Origin of the sequence: Escherichia sp. SCLE84, assembly GCF_012584495.1 — a bacterium.
Classification (GTDB): Bacteria; Pseudomonadota; Gammaproteobacteria; order Enterobacterales; family Enterobacteriaceae; genus ECMA0423.
On the sequence record NZ_CP051430.1, the window covers coordinates 1,208,092 to 1,225,738 of the forward strand.

Annotated in this window: 13 protein-coding genes; 4 read left to right on the top strand and 9 right to left on the bottom strand. The window is 45.9% G+C overall.

The genetic code is table 11. The features are described 5' to 3' along the window. The first annotated feature begins 231 nt into the window (after positions 1–231). Positions 232–1,218 carry an IS3 family transposase gene (locus tag HGD79_RS06155; protein ID WP_001354443.1) on the top strand — a complete coding sequence of 329 codons (987 nt, stop codon included), beginning with the start codon at positions 232–234 and terminating at the stop codon, positions 1,216–1,218. 90 nt (positions 1,219–1,308) lie between these two features. Then, a complete protein-coding gene (phoH, locus tag HGD79_RS06160) occupies positions 1,309–2,097 on the top strand; it encodes a phosphate starvation-inducible protein PhoH (RefSeq protein ID WP_034167421.1) in 789 nt (262 codons plus the stop codon). 50 nt (positions 2,098–2,147) lie between these two features. Here the strand turns inward: phoH and pgaD are convergent, their stop codons facing one another. Genes pgaD through pgaA form a run of 4 tightly spaced genes read right to left on the bottom strand, consistent with a single transcriptional unit; the run spans position 2,148 to position 8,328 of the window. Then, the gene (pgaD, locus tag HGD79_RS06165) at positions 2,148–2,561 is read right to left on the bottom strand and encodes a poly-beta-1,6-N-acetyl-D-glucosamine biosynthesis protein PgaD (RefSeq protein WP_020219278.1); all 414 of its coding nucleotides are present in this window, start codon (positions 2,559–2,561) and stop codon (positions 2,148–2,150) included. 1 nt (position 2,562) lies between these two features. Beyond that, positions 2,563–3,888 carry a poly-beta-1,6-N-acetyl-D-glucosamine synthase gene (gene pgaC, locus HGD79_RS06170; protein WP_071961403.1) on the bottom strand — a complete coding sequence of 442 codons (1,326 nt, stop codon included), beginning with the start codon at positions 3,886–3,888 and terminating at the stop codon, positions 2,563–2,565. Continuing rightward, positions 3,881–5,899, bottom strand: a complete 2,019-nt coding sequence (gene pgaB / locus HGD79_RS06175) for a poly-beta-1,6-N-acetyl-D-glucosamine N-deacetylase PgaB (RefSeq protein WP_020219276.1) — start codon at positions 5,897–5,899, stop codon at positions 3,881–3,883. The genes pgaC and pgaB overlap by 8 nt, the downstream gene beginning before the upstream one ends. Positions 5,900–5,907: 8 nt before the next feature. Then, on the bottom strand, positions 5,908–8,328 hold the full coding sequence (gene pgaA / locus HGD79_RS06180) for a poly-beta-1,6 N-acetyl-D-glucosamine export porin PgaA (protein WP_168848331.1): 2,421 nt from the start codon (positions 8,326–8,328) through the stop codon (positions 5,908–5,910). A 585-nt stretch (positions 8,329–8,913) separates the two neighbouring features. Here pgaA and HGD79_RS06185 point away from each other — a divergent pair. Then, entirely contained in the window at positions 8,914–10,308 is a 1,395-nt protein-coding gene (locus HGD79_RS06185) for a GGDEF domain-containing protein (protein WP_086598315.1), read from the top strand. A gap of 46 nt (positions 10,309–10,354) precedes the next feature. Beyond that, on the top strand, positions 10,355–11,278 hold the full coding sequence (locus HGD79_RS06190; RefSeq protein ID WP_065304442.1) for an IS5 family transposase: 924 nt from the start codon (positions 10,355–10,357) through the stop codon (positions 11,276–11,278). Between the two features lie 391 nt (positions 11,279–11,669). Here HGD79_RS06190 and HGD79_RS06195 read toward each other — a convergent pair whose 3' ends face one another. From HGD79_RS06195 to HGD79_RS06215, 5 genes are all read right to left on the bottom strand, one after another. Further along, complete coding sequence (locus tag HGD79_RS06195) at positions 11,670–12,956, bottom strand: McrC family protein (RefSeq protein WP_000005572.1); 1,287 nt, start codon at positions 12,954–12,956, stop codon at positions 11,670–11,672. Continuing rightward, complete coding sequence (locus HGD79_RS06200) at positions 12,949–15,006, bottom strand: AAA family ATPase (protein WP_039025853.1); 2,058 nt, start codon at positions 15,004–15,006, stop codon at positions 12,949–12,951. Before HGD79_RS06200 ends, HGD79_RS06195 begins: the two co-directional genes overlap by 8 nt. Before the next feature lie 772 nt (positions 15,007–15,778). Beyond that, a complete protein-coding gene (locus tag HGD79_RS06205) occupies positions 15,779–16,204 on the bottom strand; it encodes a putative zinc ribbon protein (RefSeq protein WP_001013334.1) in 426 nt (141 codons plus the stop codon). Continuing rightward, entirely contained in the window at positions 16,201–16,584 is a 384-nt protein-coding gene (locus HGD79_RS06210; RefSeq protein ID WP_000270989.1) for a putative zinc ribbon protein, read from the bottom strand. Before HGD79_RS06210 ends, HGD79_RS06205 begins: the two co-directional genes overlap by 4 nt. A gap of 371 nt (positions 16,585–16,955) precedes the next feature. Further along, entirely contained in the window at positions 16,956–17,549 is a 594-nt protein-coding gene (locus tag HGD79_RS06215; protein WP_063082222.1) for an inovirus-type Gp2 protein, read from the bottom strand. Between the last annotated feature and the right edge of the window lie 98 nt (positions 17,550–17,647).

A 17,647-nucleotide genomic window follows, 5' to 3' on the forward strand; every position in this document is an offset into this window, starting at 1 on the left:
ACGGTGGAGATCTAAGACTCAGTGAGCATAGCGATACACTATATTACTGTAATTAAGCCAGTAAACTTCCTGTTCACTGGCTTAAACGCTAATGATGTATGCAGTTGAACAAGCTTTTAAACTAATGATTAATTGATATATAGACTGGCCCCCTGAATCTCCAGACAATCAATATCACTTAAATAAGTGATAGTCTTAATACTAGTTTCTAGACTAGTCATTGGAGAACAGATGATTGATGTCTTAGGGCCGGAGAAACGCAGACGGCGTACTACACAGGAAAAGATCGCTATTGTTCAGCAGAGCTTTGAACCGGGAATGACGGTCTCCCTTGTTGCCCGGGGATGGGGAGTAAGCTTAGTCAGCCGTTGTCTCCGGGTGTCGCGTGCGCAGTTGCACGTCATTCTCAGACGAACCGATGACTGGAAAGATGGTCGCCGCAGCCGTCACTCAGATGATACGGATGTGCTTCTCCGTATACACCATGTTATCGGAGAGCTGCCCACGTATGGTTATCGTCGGGTATGGGCGCTGCTTCGCAGACAGGCCGAACTTGATGGTATGCCTGCTATCAATGCCAAACGTGTTTACCGGATCATGCGCCAGAATGCGCTGTTGCTTGAGCGAAAAACCGCTGTACCGCCATCGAAACGGGCACATACTGGCAAAGTGGCCGTGAAAGAAAGCAATCAACGATGGTGCTCTGACGGGTTCGAGTTCCGCTGTGATAACGGAGAAAAACTGGGGGTCACGTTCGCGCTGGACTGCTGTGACCGTGAGGCACTGCACTGGGCGGTCACTACGGGCGGCTTCGACAGTGAAACAGTACAGGACGTCATGCTGGGAGCGGTGGAACGCCGCTTCGGCAGCGAGCTTCCGACATCTCCAGTGGAGTGGCTGACGGATAATGGTTCATGCTACCGGGCTAATGAAACACGCCAGTTCGCCCGGATGCTGGGACTTGAACCGAAGAACACGGCGGTGCGGAGTCCGGAGAGTAACGGCATAGCAGAGAGCTTCGTGAAAACGATAAAGCGTGATTACATCAGTATCATGCCCAAACCAGACGGGTTAACGGCAGCAAAGAACCTTGCAGAGGCGTTCGAGCATTATAACGAATGGCATCCGCATAGTGCACTGGGTTATCGCTCGCCACGGGAATATCTACGGCAGCGGGCCAGTAATGGGTTAAGTGATAACAGGTGTCTGGAAATATAGGGGCAAATCCACCAACCCTCTGATGTTCGTGCGCATAATCGCGCTGCCAACGGCGCGTGTGATGAATACAAACAACTCAAGGTGCTCTCCATGGGAAGACAAAAAGCAGTGATCAAAGCTCGTCGCGAGGCAAAACGTGTGCTGAGACGGGATTCGCGCAGCCATAAACAGCGTGAAGAAGAATCGGTCACCTCGCTTGTGCAGATGAGCGGCGTAGAAGCCATTGGTATGGCCCGCGATAGTCGCGATACCTCGCCCATCCTCGCGCGAAATGAAGCGCAATTGCACTATCTGAAGGCTATTGAGAGTAAGCAGCTGATATTCGCCACGGGCGAAGCCGGGTGCGGAAAAACCTGGATCAGTGCGGCAAAAGCGGCAGAGGCCCTGATACATAAGGATGTCGACAGGATTATCGTCACCCGTCCAGTATTGCAAGCCGATGAGGATCTTGGCTTCTTACCTGGAGATATCGCAGAAAAGTTTGCTCCTTATTTTCGCCCGGTCTACGACGTGCTGCTGCGGCGCTTAGGAGCTTCCTTTATGCAGTATTGCCTGCGACCGGAAATAGGGAAGGTGGAAATCGCGCCGTTCGCCTATATGCGTGGACGTACCTTTGAAAATGCAGTCGTCATTCTTGACGAGGCGCAGAATGTGACTGCCGCGCAAAGGAAAATGTTTTTAACCCGCCTCGGGGAAAATGTGACGGTTATTGTCAACGGTGATATCACGCAATGCGATTTACCTCGCGGCGCGCGCTCCGGATTAAGTGACGCGCTGGAACGTTTCGAAGAAGATGAAATGGTCGGGATCGTCCGATTCGGTAAAGAGGATTGCGTACGTTCGGCACTTTGCCAACGTACGCTACATGCATACAGTTAAGCGTATTATTGGTGCAGAGCCCGGGCGTACCGGGCTCCATTTTGAGGGGGTTATGTCCGGACCAGCGCTTTTTCTGACACCACCATTTTTATTTGCCCATGGTTAGTGAAGTGTACGCTCATCCTGTGGTTTTTTTGCAGTTGCTGATAGAGCTCATAAGGTATTGCTAAGCTCTCTGCATATTCTTGCGGCGTGTATTGGTATGCTGCATGATGCTGCTGTTTTTGATAACGCAGCTTGTTGTACAGCGCCCAGATAATTAACACGACGGCATTCGCCGCCGCGAGTAAAAAATAGAAATGAAGTCTGCTTCGGGCATCGCTTTGCCAGTAATGACCCGACCGCAGATCCATGGCGAATAAGAATATAAACAAAGCAAATAACGCCCACAGGATAGTCGTAGCTACATAATCAACCAATAAATGTACTGGCGATTGTCGGGTCGTAATAATTAAATTGTTCATATTAACCTCTCAGAATACCACGTTCTGGGCTTATCCAACGGGCGCGTTGCTTTTTATGCATCAACATGACTCGTGTAAATGAAACCAACGTCGTTGCAAGACTCAGTACCCAGAAAATAACTGGGAACCAGATAATCCAGAGAAGCGATGAAGCAAGATTATGCTCATAGCGATTCTCAATTACCAGGCTGACAATAAATTGCACTAAACATAACGCACATAATAATATTCCTGCAGTATGTGTCTCGGCGATATGTGTCAATTCAATATTTAACGGTACACCTGCAAGCTGGACCACGTAAATAATGAAACCAACAAGACAGGTAAAGGCCCATATTGTCGTCAGGCAATATTCAAAAAACAGCGGCCACATTCGTACGTTTTCTTTACGCCATAATCTGGTCATATTTTTGAGGAATACTTCTGCACCACCCTGGGCCCAGCGCAGGCGTTGTTTCCATAGCCCTTTTAATGTTTCCGGCATTAATATCCAGCACAGCGCCCGTGGCTCGTAAAAAATTGTCCACTGATTCAACTGCAGCTTCCAGCTAATATCAATATCTTCGGTGATCATATCGTCACTCCAGTAACCCACTTCAGCCAGGGCACTGCGACGAAATGCAGCGATAACGCCGGAAACAGTAAATACGTTTCCATAGATACGCTGGGTGCGCTTGATCAAACCAATAATTGAGGAAAACTCGCCAACCTGAATTTTACCTATCAGAGTTGAACGTGTACGTATGCGAGGATTACCGGTTACAGCACCCACGCGAGGATTGTATAACATTGGTTCAACAATATACGCCGCCGCATCGCGATCTAACAACGCGTCGCCATCGATACACACCAGATATTCGCTTTTCGCCGCGGCTGCTCCGGTTTTAAGCGCAATGGCTTTCCCCTGGTTTTGCGCCAGATGAATGACTCGCAGACGGGGAATTTCCGCAGCCAGTTGATCCAGGATCGCACGGGTTTTGTCTGTTGAACCGTCATTTACAGCAATAACTTCAATGTTCTCATAACGCTGTGCCAGAGCTGCGTGTATGGTTTCCTCAACGTTTTTCTCCTCATTAAAACAGGGAATGATAATGGAGATAGACGGATTATCTTTCAGCTGTGGAGCTGGTGCGTTTTCTCCCCACGGCCAATGGCGTTCACGATAGGCCCAGAAATAGACTCCGCCAACAATCCACAGAATGGACATAAAAAATGGCCAGAAGAAAACGAACCTCATCATCAATTCGCCAGAATGAAAGTACGCTACACATAGGGGTATGCATAACACCAGACATAATATAAAAAACGATACGATACGATTAATCATTTTTCGGATACCAGGCTGTGGAAAACTCAGGACGAATAACGTCTATTTCAGGTTTGTTATGCAGGAAGTTATCGGGATAATAACCATAATTTTTCACTCCATTCAGTTGGAAAAGGCTCATCCAGTGAGCAAGTTTTTGCGAAGAAATAGCCTGATGCTGACCATTGTTCTGCCAGTTTTGTGCCTGTAATTCTAAAATAGATTTATCTTTTGCTTGAGGGATGCTTTTAATCTGATTGACCAGTTGTATTAACCATTGATCAGCAGATTTCTCATCAACTCCTTCCATATAGGGCATTGCCATGATTGCCGTCCAGTCATAGCTTTGTAGAAAATCGGCATAGTTTTGGGCAAACCATGCTTCACTTTCTGGCTGCATAACGGGGAGGGCAAAAATATTTCGCGCAGTCTTAATTTGTGGGCCGCGAACAGCCTTGACTTTGGCGCTTAGCGCTAATGTGAAGTCTGTTAAGGCATTGCGTTTAAATTGCGTCCAGCGTTTAAATTGCTCAGGATCCTCGCGGATTTCACGAATACTCGTCGCAAATCCTGCTTTCTTATAAGCAGCTATTGCTGGAGCACTGGCATCTTCGTAATCTGACAACACGGCATCGTCATGAAACAAAATGCCATCAAAAGACGCATGACCTGCAAGATCCTCATAAAGGGTACTAATTTGTTCACGTACCCGGTCATCGAAAAGGGAGAGACGACGGTATTGCGCTGGATGAATTTGTGATGCTTGCTTATCAAATGGCAAATATTCCACCCGGGGTAATGCGGGATCTAAATCCCAACTCAATACCGGCATCCAGGCGTAAACGGCCACTCCGGCACGAGTCTTTAATTGCCATGCAACACGGTTAAACAAATCCGCTTTCATGGGTAACAGGCGATTAGGAAACCAGACCTCTTTAACCAGACCATCACCTGTTGGGTCGGCGAAAGCCTGCAAATACACACTGGAAATTTGCATATCTTTCACCCGCTGAATCAACACATCCAGATTTCGCTCCAGCTGTTGGCGGTCAGCATCATAAACATAATCGAGATCGATATGCATAACTCGCTCCGGTGATGTTTCCTGCACACCAATGATTTGCTGAGCAAACTCTTTAAGTGATGGATTATTGGCGATTAATACGCGCGGAATAGAATCTAACTGGGAAGTATTTCCCAGTCCGGACTCCAGAGTGAAGAACATGTCATAACCCAGTTTTTTTAATTCCTCAATCGCAATACCGTTTGCTGCACCATAGGGCCAGACAAAAACCTGGGCATTTACGCCAGCATTTGCTTTCAACTTTTCGGTCATTTTTACGGCATCCTGACGAATGCGGTTGCGATATTCCGCTTCGGTTTCGTATCGCTCATTATTTGAAAAATACATGCGATTAACAAAAGCGGGTAATTTGCTGCCAGTGGGATTAGCCTCAATGCCGTAGTGAAAATTCCAGGTATGCGAGGCTATCTCAACCAACTTCGAACGTCCTATTTCACGCACTTGTTGCCAGGTGGCAAAATAGTCTCTGTCTACCATTTCATCGCCAAATTTCACTTGTTGATTCATCGGCGTGTCTATCCAACTGCCAACCGGTGCCCATAATGCGGGCCACTGGAATGCTTGCAGAATAGGGAATACACGGGTGTAAAAACTCTGAAATCCATCATCAAAGGAGAGTAAAACCGCTTTATTAGGTAGCGGTTTTCCCCCACGGTGAGCTTCCCGAATTTGGTCAACGCTGACGGGGTGATAGCCATTTTCGCGCAGCCATGCAAATTGTTCACGAAGCGCAGAAGTTCGCACTGACATGAAACGCTGATCAGCAGTATCGTCTTCAACATTATGCCAGGAGATGGCTACAAAGTTATTTTGTGGCCACGGATGTTCTGCCTTTAAAGATTCTCGACTTTGTGGTGGCGTAAACTTATTGTTTTGGTGATTAAAACATGCAGAAAGCATAGCAATGCTAATCAACAAAAACAGATATCTTATTCCTTTGCGTAACATAATGATCCTTAAAATTTGAATGTCATATCAAATTCAACATATAAATTATGCTCTCTGTTGCCGTCATAAGGCCGCTTTCCCCAACGTACCGTTGCACCTGCATCTATTACGTCATTCCACGCAACGCGTTGCCCATACCCTAGTTGTGTAACTAGATCGGTACCATAATTTTTTTGCCATGAGGTACCAGCGCCTGCGCTAAATATTTGCTGCCAGCTATTCTCGTATTTACGCCACAATAAATGGCTTGCCTCCAGTGCCGGAACAATATCGAGCGTTTTTTCCGGGTTAAAATAGGGGGTATCTTTTTTTGTATTCTGGCCGTAATAAATTGTGGGCTGAAAATCAATAATCAGTCGGGATGAAGACCACATCCGTTCACTACCATTGATAAATACTTCGTGACGTTGGTTTCCATCGGAAAAATCAGTAAATGCCCATGAACTGCTGTATTGACGGCGCTCATTCTGATACCAGCGTAAATATGCCTGCGCACTGTTGCCGGTTATGCCATTTTTCATTGCCCGTAGAGGGACTCGATGAGAGATGCGTTCCAGTTCAGTACCGAGTCGCCAGTTGTCGTTAAAATCGTACCAGCCAGATAAACGTGCACCGGGTTTATGTTCGCCATTAAAATAACGTCCGGCAAATTCTGCTTCCAGCCAGATGTCGCGCGAACGCCATTCGAGGCCAGTTAACCAGTCACGAACAATCCCTTTCCCCTCGCTGAATTGACCATCAGCATAGCCAAAACCAGCAAAAGCACGCCAGTTTTCATTCAGCGGTGGTGAGTACACAACGCTGGTAAAATTCACATCATGTTTGCCATTATCCGGACCTTCGGAATCCAATCCAGAAGAACCTGAAATACGTAGTTCAGCCATGTCATGTACTTCAAGCGCACGCTGTATACGTTTTACCGCGGGGGCTTCAGGATTGCGGGCGACCACATCCTCAGTTAATACTTTCGCCTGTTTCCACTCCTGCAATGTTAATGCATTCCAGGCCTGTTCAACCTCCAGCAGTATATTTCTTGGCTCAAGTAGTTCGGCTTTTTTTAATTCTGTTTCTGCAGCACGAGGTAAACCACGAGCCTGTAATACGCTGGCGTAGTCGATGCGTAATCCCTGATTACCCGGTGCGTTATTGCTCATATTTTGGGTTATTGCTTCAGCTTGTGGTAAATCATTACCGTATTGCGCAGCCGCTGAAAGGAACGAATAACCCTGTAGCCACTTGTCATTAGGTATCGTTACAGGAGAACCCATAATCCGACGGTATGGAGATGCTGTAGTAATGGTGTGATCAGTGAGCATTAACACCCCACTATAATTCTCACTTTCCAGATGGCTGTAAAAGAGATCTGCACGCTCTTCTTCGGATAATTCAATATCTGGTTGTACCTGGTGATAGAACAGTTGGGTCATCATCGCTTGTGCTTTTCCCGGTTGACGATCGTGCAGATAAGCGGAAGCCACCCAATACTGTGCCCAGGGGGGAACAGATTGTCCTGTATCTTTTAAACGCTGATAGTGGGAAATAACATCTTTGTAGCGTTCGCGGGTTAACAATGCGCCAAGATGGTCAACCTGAATACGCTGGTATTGTGCAATTCGGTCTGGGTTGTTTTGCCACAGAATATCTAATGCGGTGTATTGGGCGAGGGCGCGATCGGCAATGGCATAGCGTTCACTTTCACTGCGCGTAGGCATAAATGACAGTCTGACCAATTCGGCATGAATATCAGCGCGGATATCCGGCGTTAAATTGGCATCGTCAATGGCGGCAGAAAGCTGATTATTACGTAATGCCTGTATGTATTCTTCCGTATATTGCGTAGAGGAATTTTCAGGTAATGATTCTGTCATTGCCCGTAATTCATCTTGATGACGACCTGCCAGTTTATAGATATAGGCTTCTGCGAGTAAATTGGCTTTGTCAGGTGTACCGGACTTAATCTGCTGAAGTTTAACCAGTGCAGTGTCATAGTGACCCGCATCTGCCAGGGTTAAAATTTGTCCCCGTTGATAATCTTTATTTTGCGGATCCAGAGCGAGAGTCTTTTGCCACAGTGTCAGTGAGTTTTGCCATTGCTGCGTGTTACGATAAGCGATGGCAGTCGCCGCATAAGCGCGCGCGGGTAATTGCTGGTGACGGTAGCGGTTGTAAACGGTCATAACCTGTTTATCTTGTCCCGCCCATAAGGCAATCTGTAGCCAGTCAGCAATCTGGTTATTACTGAGTACAGACTCTTGTTCAAACCATGTCAAAGCTGGCTGAGTATTACCCTTGCGAGCTTCAATAATCAATGCATCATAGGCGTTATTAACGGCACTATTCGCAACGGGACTCGACGCTAAAAATGCAGCGGTAAGAAAATTCAAAACCAATTTGGTTTTTGGGCACCTTTTTTTACTACTTGAATACATCCTGTATTGCTCCATGTATTGCAAAAAATACTCTCTTCGCGAACTTCTAGTTAGCTGAAAAGAAAAGATTTATTCACATCAAAGCCCGTAATTAAACGAGGAATAAAGACGCGAATTGTTGATAGTGAGAAGAAGAAAGGGTGAGCTGAGTGTTCATATCAAATCCTTAACTTTCCTCGAAAATCCATCCCAAAAGGGAAGAACTACGGGGATGCTGCATAATTCTCTATGCGTCTTTCAAAGTAATCCAGGATTAAAATAATTAAATCAGTAAATTCCGAATGGTGCTTTCGGATTTTCCGAAAACCCTGATGCAATGCGATGTTGCAGCATTATTTTCTGCGATAATTACTCTTAATGACTATAAGAATTATTGTTTTATGGGGGTGGGCTTATAAAGATTTATGAGTATTTACTGCTTTTAAACAGTAGTGAATCAGTAAAATGTTGAAATGGTGATTATTCCCTTACGCAACTATGCTTGTTAGTATCTATTATATTTAGATATCCATATTGACAACGGTATGTTTCTTATATCTATTAATAGTGTAAAAGGAGTTTACAACCTTCGGGTGGAGTGGCTTTATGAGGAAGGACTATTTTGGAATTGGTAGTACGGTATTTGTGAGTTTGTTGTTCGGGCTTGCATTTATTTTGGTGAATAGTTGGTTTCATCAGCCGACTGTTAAGGAGACTGTTCCGCAATCGACATATCTGATGGTTATGATTGCTTTGTTTGTTATTGATATAATAGCATTCATTTTTATGCAGTTATATTTCATTTATGATCGTCGACAATTTTCAAACTGTATACTTGGTTTAGCCTTTCTTAGCTGTCTGATTTACTTCATTAAAACAGTCATTATCATTCAGCAACCTATTGAGGGGGGGCTAACTAACAGCATTATTCAAAATGATACTGCTATTTATTATTTTTTCAGGCAGGTAAGCTTATGTTTATTGATTAATCTGGCGCTGGTAATTAAGTTGAATGAAAAAAATGATTTGTGTGAAAGGTGGCATAAAAGAATCGTTTTTTACATCAGTGTGATTTTTATAGTTGGCCTGCCCATTATTGCTTTCATATTTAGTAGCCAATGTGAGAACTATAGTTTAACTATAGCTGAGTTATTAAATAAAAATGGCCGAGTTGTGTGGAAAACGTCTTATGTTATCATGCTGATATTTATGTGGTTAATGCTGTTGGCAGTTAATTTATATTTCAATCGTTTGCGTAGTGATATCTGGAATGGGGTATCGGTGATTGCTTTTTGTGCTGTGCTATATAATGTCTCTCTTTTATTTATAGGGAGGTATAGTGTATCCATTTGGTATATTAGTCGAACTATTGAGTTGTTCAGCAAGTTAACAGTTATGGCGATATTCATGTGTCATGTATTCAGTGCGTTGCGCGTGACAAAGGATATTGCACATCGCGATCCATTAACCAATATTTTTAACAGAAATTATTTTTTCAATGAACTGAAAAATCAATCAGCATTAGCCAAAAAAAAACCGTACTGCGTCATGATTATGGATATTGACCACTTCAAAAAAGTCAATGACACCTGGGGGCATCCGGTTGGCGATCAAGTGATTAAAACAGTGGTGAAAATCATCGGGAAAAGTATACGGCCAAACGATCTTTTAGCACGCGTTGGCGGAGAAGAGTTTGGTGTCATGCTGACGGAGATCGATCATGAAAATGCGGAAGCCTTAGCTGAAAGGATTCGGGCAAATGTTGAGCGTTTGACGGGTGATAATCCTGAATATGCAATCCCGCAAAAAGTGACGATTAGCATTGGTGCCGTGGTGGTGCATGGAAATACGTTAAAACCGAATGAGATTTATCGGCTGGCTGATAATGCGCTTTATAATGCGAAAGAGGCTGGGCGTAATAAGGTTGTTATGACGGAGGCTGAAATTCTTATGAAACATAAGGATGATGAGGCTTTGTTGAATAAATCGAACTTTTGCTGAGTTGAAGGATCAGATCACGCATCTTCCCGACAACGCAGACCGTTCCGTGGCAAAGCAAAAGTTCAAAATCACCAACTGGCCCACCTACAATAAAGCCCTCATCAACCGTGGCTCCATAACTTTCTGGCTGGATGATGAAGCTATTCAGGCCTGGTATGAGTCGGCAACGCCTTCATCACGGGGAAGACCTCAGCGCTATTCTGATCTCGCCATCACGACTGTGCTGGTCATTAAACGCGTGTTCAGGCTGACCCTGCGGGCTGCACAGGGTTTTATTGATTCCATTTTTACACTGATGAATGTTCCGTTGCGCTGCCCGGATTACACCAGTGTCAGCAAGCGCGCAAAGTCGGTTAATGTCAGTTTCAAAACGTTCACCCGGGGTGAAATCGCGCATCTGGTGATTGATTCCACCGGGCTGAAGGTCTTTGGTGAAGGCGAATGGAAAGTCAAAAAACACGGCAAAGAACGCCGTCGTATATGGCGTAAGCTGCATCTCGCCGTTGACAGTAAAACACATGAAATCATCTGTGCAGACCTGTCGCTGAACAACGTTACGGACTCAGAGGCCTTCCCCGGGTTAATCCGGCAAACCCACCGGAAAATCAGGTCAGCCGCCGCCGATGGCGCTTACGATACCCGGCTCTGTCACGATGAACTGCGGCGTAAGAAAATCAGCGCGCTTATCCCTCCCCGAAAAGGTGCGGGTTACTGGCCCGGTGAATATGCAGACCGTAACCGTGCAGTGGCTAATCAGCGAATGACCGGGAGTAATGCGCGGTGGAAATGGACAACAGATTACAACCGTCGCTCGATAGCGGAAACGGCGATGTACCGGGTAAAACAGCTGTTCGGGGGGGCACTGACGCTGCGTGACTACGATGGTCAGGTTGCGGAGGCTATGGCCCTGGTACGAGCGCTGAACAAAATGACGAAAGCAGGTATACCTGAAAGCGTGCGTATTGCCTGAAAACACAACCCGCTACGGGGGAGACTTACCCGAAATCTGATTTATTCAACAAAGCCAATGGAGTATCTCATCAGATACTCCTTCTTTATCTATTTTGTAAGAGCCAAAATAGATAAATTATGTTACGCATAACCAGCTCATTTAAACTATCTGGTCTGTTTCCTCCGGTTCTACAAAAATAGATAGGGGTGCACCTACGTTACCAATACTGGCATCATGGCTACATACGGCGGTCAGTTTACGCTTACGATCTGGCAGCCTGAGTTCACAGATAAAACAATCTCCAGGAAACCCGGGGCGGTTCACTACTGTCTCCATTCCTGTCAACACAACCACTTTGCCTGAGACAGCGTCGATGTTTTGGACTGGCCCATTCTAAATGGCTTAGTCACTATGTAGCTAACACATCACTTGCCCACATCATCCTCTCACCACGTTTTGCCATTATCCGGTATGGCACAACCCATAATTTTAAAGTCTCTGAAAAAGCAAAGTGCTGCGGTATCGGTTGGCTAAAGTCATCATGCGCAGGGTAAATCAGGTACATTTCGCCTGTTCCGCCAAGGTATTTTTGGCCGTAGGCAAACATTTGATAGAAGTCGGATTGCGCTAGCCCATAAAGTGATTTTTTTTGCTGGCTGCTATTCACCTGCTTCCATTTTGTATCCATCACCATTTTGGTTTGAATCGGTTGCCGAGATTGAATCAGCAAGTCTGGGCGAAGCTTAAAGCAATCTTTGAGTCCATGCTTTACCAAAGAATACGTTGCTGCTTGAGAAAAAACTTTTAGGTGAGAAGGTAATTCGTAGGGTAGGGTCTGTGCCACAAAGGATTCAAATACCGCTTCCATAGGAAACAAAAGTGATATCGCTTTGGTGTTTCCTTGCAATGCACTTGGGCTCATTCCTCTCAGGATCAACTGCGCCCAAGCTATTGGCTCGCTGTAATGAGTCATACCACGCTCAATGCGTAAGCTGTTCAGATCGCTCTCTATATCCCTACTAAGTGGAATACCGTCAAAAGCAAAGCACAGTTCGTAAAGCCAGCGTTGATTCTCTGATGACAGCTTCAGACTAAGTAACTTATCCAGTGTGGAGTGTAAGAGCCGATTGGCAGCACAATCAGGCATATACTCATCATAATCGACACAAAACTTATGGCGATTCACCGCGTTATGTCGCAGTTGTGCAGAGAGCATCAGTTTGCCCTTCATAAAAGCCAGATTACCTTTCTCACTCACATAGTCGGAGCGTAAACCTTGTTTAAGCAATTGGCTGACGCTTTGCAAAAATTGGCTGATAAAAATCTCGAGCAAAGGCATGCGTTGCGCCTGAAGAGTGGCCTGCTGGGTTTGAATGTGTCGAAACCTAGGTAGGTGACTTAGCATCGTAATGAATGTTTCTCGCGCACTCGCAAGCGTGAGGTTTTTACCAATCTTGGGCAGTATCTCAAGCTGCAAACCGTGAGGTGTAGAAAGCATCCCCGCGTAGTTTTGTACCTGCAGCAATTTGAAACCTGAACGAGAGGTGAGTTTGAGAAACTGGCTTCCTTGCTCACTTGTTAGGCTAAGTGTTTCTAAATAATCAAAGACCTGTTGAGGCACCAACTTTGCGCCAACTGAAGCCGCTTTTCCACTCCCCAACAGGTCATATTCAAAAATTGAGATAACTTCACTCATGGTTTACGACCTGCTCATCAGGAGTGGTCCGCTGTGGCTGATAAATTGAACGATAAGCCTTTGGCATATTCCAGACCCCTTGATCGAGATCTTTGAGCTCGTAAGTTGTTGATTGCTGATCATGGCGTCGTAAACCATGGTTGTTACCAAAAAGCGTATCGAGATCGTCAGTTTTCTCAATCACGAATTGCTGGTTGTCGTCTTGCTTTTGATTGTCTGCCAGCACCAACCGGATCTTGTTCCAGTCATCGAAAAAGTATTCCTGTAAAAGCGGAATGATCTTTTTCTGAAATGCGATCTTCAATTGTTTAAACGCAGTTTCTTCATCACCGGTATCGAGAGCATTTTTTACCGGCATAAAGAATGCATGTCCTAGTGTATGCTCACGATCGTAAAGAGCTTCGATGCGGCTATTGAGTTTTTCTAACAACGACTCAAGCTCTATGCCTTTCACCTTAGCTCCACTCAGTAAAGAAAGATCTGGCATCATTTCGACAAAGTCAAAGCGACGGCGCAAAGCCGTGTCCAGCAGAGCTAAAGAACGGTCTGCTGTATTCATGGCTCCGATGATGTCGACATTGGCGGGCACGCTAAAGTAATCACCGCTATAAGACAGTTGCAGACTCATTGCATTGGGCATACCCGCACGCTTGTCTACTTCAATGAGTGAGATTAGTTCGCCAAAGATCTTGGATATGTTTCCGCGATTGATCTCATCAATGAAAATGGCGTAGCGATGTGCTGGATCGGCATTAGCACGTTGGCAAAGGCGCATAAAAATACCCGGCTCAATGGGATAAGATATATTGCCACTCTCGTCAGAGCGTGCACGCATACCTTCAATAAATTCTTCATAGCCGTAAGATTGGTGGAACGTAACAACCGCAAAACGCTGGATGGCTTCGGCAGATTTTGGACCACGTTTAAGTTCGGCGTAGAGCGCTAACAAATCCTCCACTTGCTCGAGCTGTGAATCAACTAGAAACCATTCGCTGTTATCCGTTTTGTCAAATACGGCAGGCTCACGCCGATTTTTATAATCAACAGTTAACGATTCGGGAATTGTATAGGCTTGCAAAGCCTTCCAGGCAGTATTCGATAGATTGCCATTACGACCGTTTAATAATGCCTTACGTTGAAACCACATATGTTCAATAATTTGGCGAACTTTGGCTAGTTTCCCAAGATCGAGCAGCACCAGTGTTATAACCTGCATCCAGTTCAACGATTCAAGACGAGAATCCAGCCAGGCTTCACGATCAGCAGGAACTGCATGAGAAGTATACTCTTTCATTTTTTGCTGCAACCTGAAGGTCTTGCCAGTGCCTGGAGGGCCAAAGAAGATCACGTTAGTTGGTGAATGTGGAATAGTCTTGTTCTCGATGGGCTCACTGCTTGCTACTTTCTCTTGCTTCTGTTCATTATCGCGCTCACGGAGCAATTCATAGATATGCCAGATAGCCATATTCACGTAATAGGGATCTGTGTCAGGAGATTGGGCGTGTATGGCTTGTTTCAATTCATAGTTTTTCTGTAACCAATTTCCAGTCAGTACCAAACCGAGATGGAAGCGTTGATTTAGGAATTCTGCTGTTTTATTGAAAGCATTCTCATCCACAGTACTGGTGTAGTTTTCTGGCGAGAACGCGGCAAAGACACGATTTCTTAAACTCCAATACATGCGTTTAAGCTGTCCGATCTTTTTGGCCTGCTGCAGTGCAGTGCCTACGTATTGGTAGGTAACTTCATTTGGTTGTTGACGAACACGTTCGGTGAGTTCTCTAAGCAATGGGAGGCTTTGCTGATATTCTGCTAATGATGGAACGCCCTGACGAATACTGGCAATACCGTTATCACGTTCATACCAGAGCCTCTTGACTAAATCATCCGTTTCAGGCTCAGCAAAAGTTGAGGTTTGTTGTAGCAAGGTCGTAAATTCCCGGTATCGCTGCTCCCACTTGGAAGCTGTGTAATTTTTATCTTTCACCAGGGCATCAATCAATTCTCTGATCGTCAGCTTGCCTGCTTCGACACTATCTACAAGATCCATCGTGATATTTCCTCAGCTATTACATTACTTACTAGGCAGCTAGTCTGCTGTTTTATAATCTATATTACCAAGCATGCAATTGTAGCCAAGCGCCATAAGTAAGATTTTCGATGTACAATACATGTTTTTCATAAAAATGATTTTGTACTCTCGAACGGATTTTGGGCGCATTCACCTTCAGTCGCACTTCTTGCATTTCACAATGAGATAACGGGATTCCTGATTGCGTACACCACGACGAGCGCAGGAAAAATCACTGACGCTCTTTGAATCTATCTTCGCTGTCAACTCACCAATGAACCCCAGGGGCTTCTGGTACTGCGTGCTTCGTCCGGTGACACAAAGCGCTTACATTGCCCATGGCATCCATCATCAACTGATCCAGAACAGGAGTGTCGAAATACACCTTTCGGGTACACTACAACACGTTATATTCCGGCATATCGGGAGCAGGTCAGAAGTGACGGTCATCAGATCGGGCAAGCTATCTATCATTGCAGCCACCGGGGTTCATCCTCCTGAGGCAGGAAAAGGCTGAGACGACGCACGCGTGTGGTTGATTGACACCACAGTGCGAATTCGGTGAATGCGAGATCACGGTACAATTCCGCACCACACTACACAATCAATACCCCGGGTTTTATTCAGGTAAGCAGGATTGCGGATATCCGGTGTCGCGCCTTTGTGTCACGAACGGGGTAGGTGCGAAACACCGGATAAAATGCAGGCTGGCAATACCTCTGAACGCCCTGCGCAGAGCGGATAGTTTGGATTAAGTACTCGCACCTCCGCAGTCCTGAAACAAGTCTGGCTGGTAGCTGTAAACAGACTTCGTACATGTTGCTCTGGAATAGATCCCCGTGCCACAGGCTTCGCAGAACTTTTTCCCGGGAAAATGCTGCCCGCACATCACACAATGCCACTCCAGCACGACCGGTAATGGCGATAGAAACATCGCCATATCCTCAATGTAAGGGTGGGACTTTTCCGGATTCAGCACCACGCAGGCCGCCTTCTGTTGCGCGCTCAGGGCATGTAAATCATGCTCAAACCACGCCCCCTGAGCATCTGTCTGCAAAATCAACCGGCCACGACAGGAAAGGCAGAAACACTGCCGGATATTTCTGCTGAGCGCAGAGTCGGCACTGATAATGTGTTCACCCGGCGTCATCCCCAGCCCCGTTTTTATACCGTTCATTCAGCCACTCCCTCCTCACTGAAGTGCCCTGTATGGCAGTGAGTGCAGTACCGCTCCCCATAATAATCGTGATGACATTGTCTGCAGTGCCAGCTGGCTTTACGCACCACGGGTAAGGCATCCGGTACGAATTGCTGCAGACGTTTAATCAACTGTATTTCTCTGCGCTCCGGCCTGACATAAGGGCACTGTTGACCGTGCTCTGTCAGTCTGTCGTCAGTGTGTTCAAACCAGGGAAGTTCAGTTTCGTATTGCGGATGGTATCTGAGTGCACTGCCACACAAGTGGCAGGTGTAGTTAGCATAAGGTGCGGCCTGTGCAGTACGGGCACCGGTCAGGCGTCCGTTGCCATCGAATGCGAGAAAAGATTTTGCGTACATCGTCATATTCCTCAGCCGCCAGACGACACGCAGGCAACAGCCGTCCCGGTACGGGCAGTGTGGTCAGGTGTGAATGGCGGTTCAGTTAAAAATCTGGAATGGGGGTGAGGTAAAACAGGCAGGCTGCTGTTACAGCACTGTGGTTGTCACACAATGGCCCACCGACGTAAAAAACTGTCTGCAAGCAGAGATGGACATCAGAGAATGTGCTGTATCGGTTGCCGGAAGGACTGGTAAAGAATGTGCCATGGTTAAATCTCCGTATGGTTCATACGGAATAGCCATGTCGTAAAAAATGTGCAGTGCCGCTGAAGTGGCCTCCGGAACCGACTGCAAAGATTAGAGCCAGTCCGCAGTTCTTGCTCAGAACCTTATACCTGAGAACATATCCCCGGCAGGGTGCTGTCCAGTCGCGGTCGGCCGCGGTTACTTTTTTCGGGAAGCCTGCTACGGCCCAGAATAATACCGTGTTCTTTCTGATCCTGTTTAGCCAGGTAGCTGAGGGCGTAACGTAAGTCGTCTACCGCAGACTTATCACTATAGTGAATCACGTGATCGATACGCACCGGGTATTTATCTTTAGCCCGGCACAGATGAAAATAACCCTCCCCTTCCGTGATCCGCCTCCAGATATCTCCCAGTTGCCTGGATATCTGATAAGAGTTCTTGTGACGTTGTCCATCCAGATAGCCGATAAAATGAATATGAAGCCCTTTGTCTGGTGTATATTCCATAACCCAGTAATATCCTGCCAACATCGTCTGGGTTTCGCTAAGTAAACGGTATATTTCCATACACATACTGTGCTTACAGGAATGCCCGAAACTGGGCGTGTCTTTCCTGTAGGCAAAATCAATTCTGAAAGGTAACAGTTTAGAAAAACGTTGAAACAATCCCTCCATGTGTTCATTCACATCTTTCAGAATCGCGAAATTCATTTCGTAATTGGGATTGGCATTATACATTTTATAGTCCTTAATTTATAAAACTCACAGGAAGAGGAAATTATGTAAATACTGAGAGAACATAAACGCCGTAGCACGGCATTAATAAACGAAGTAAA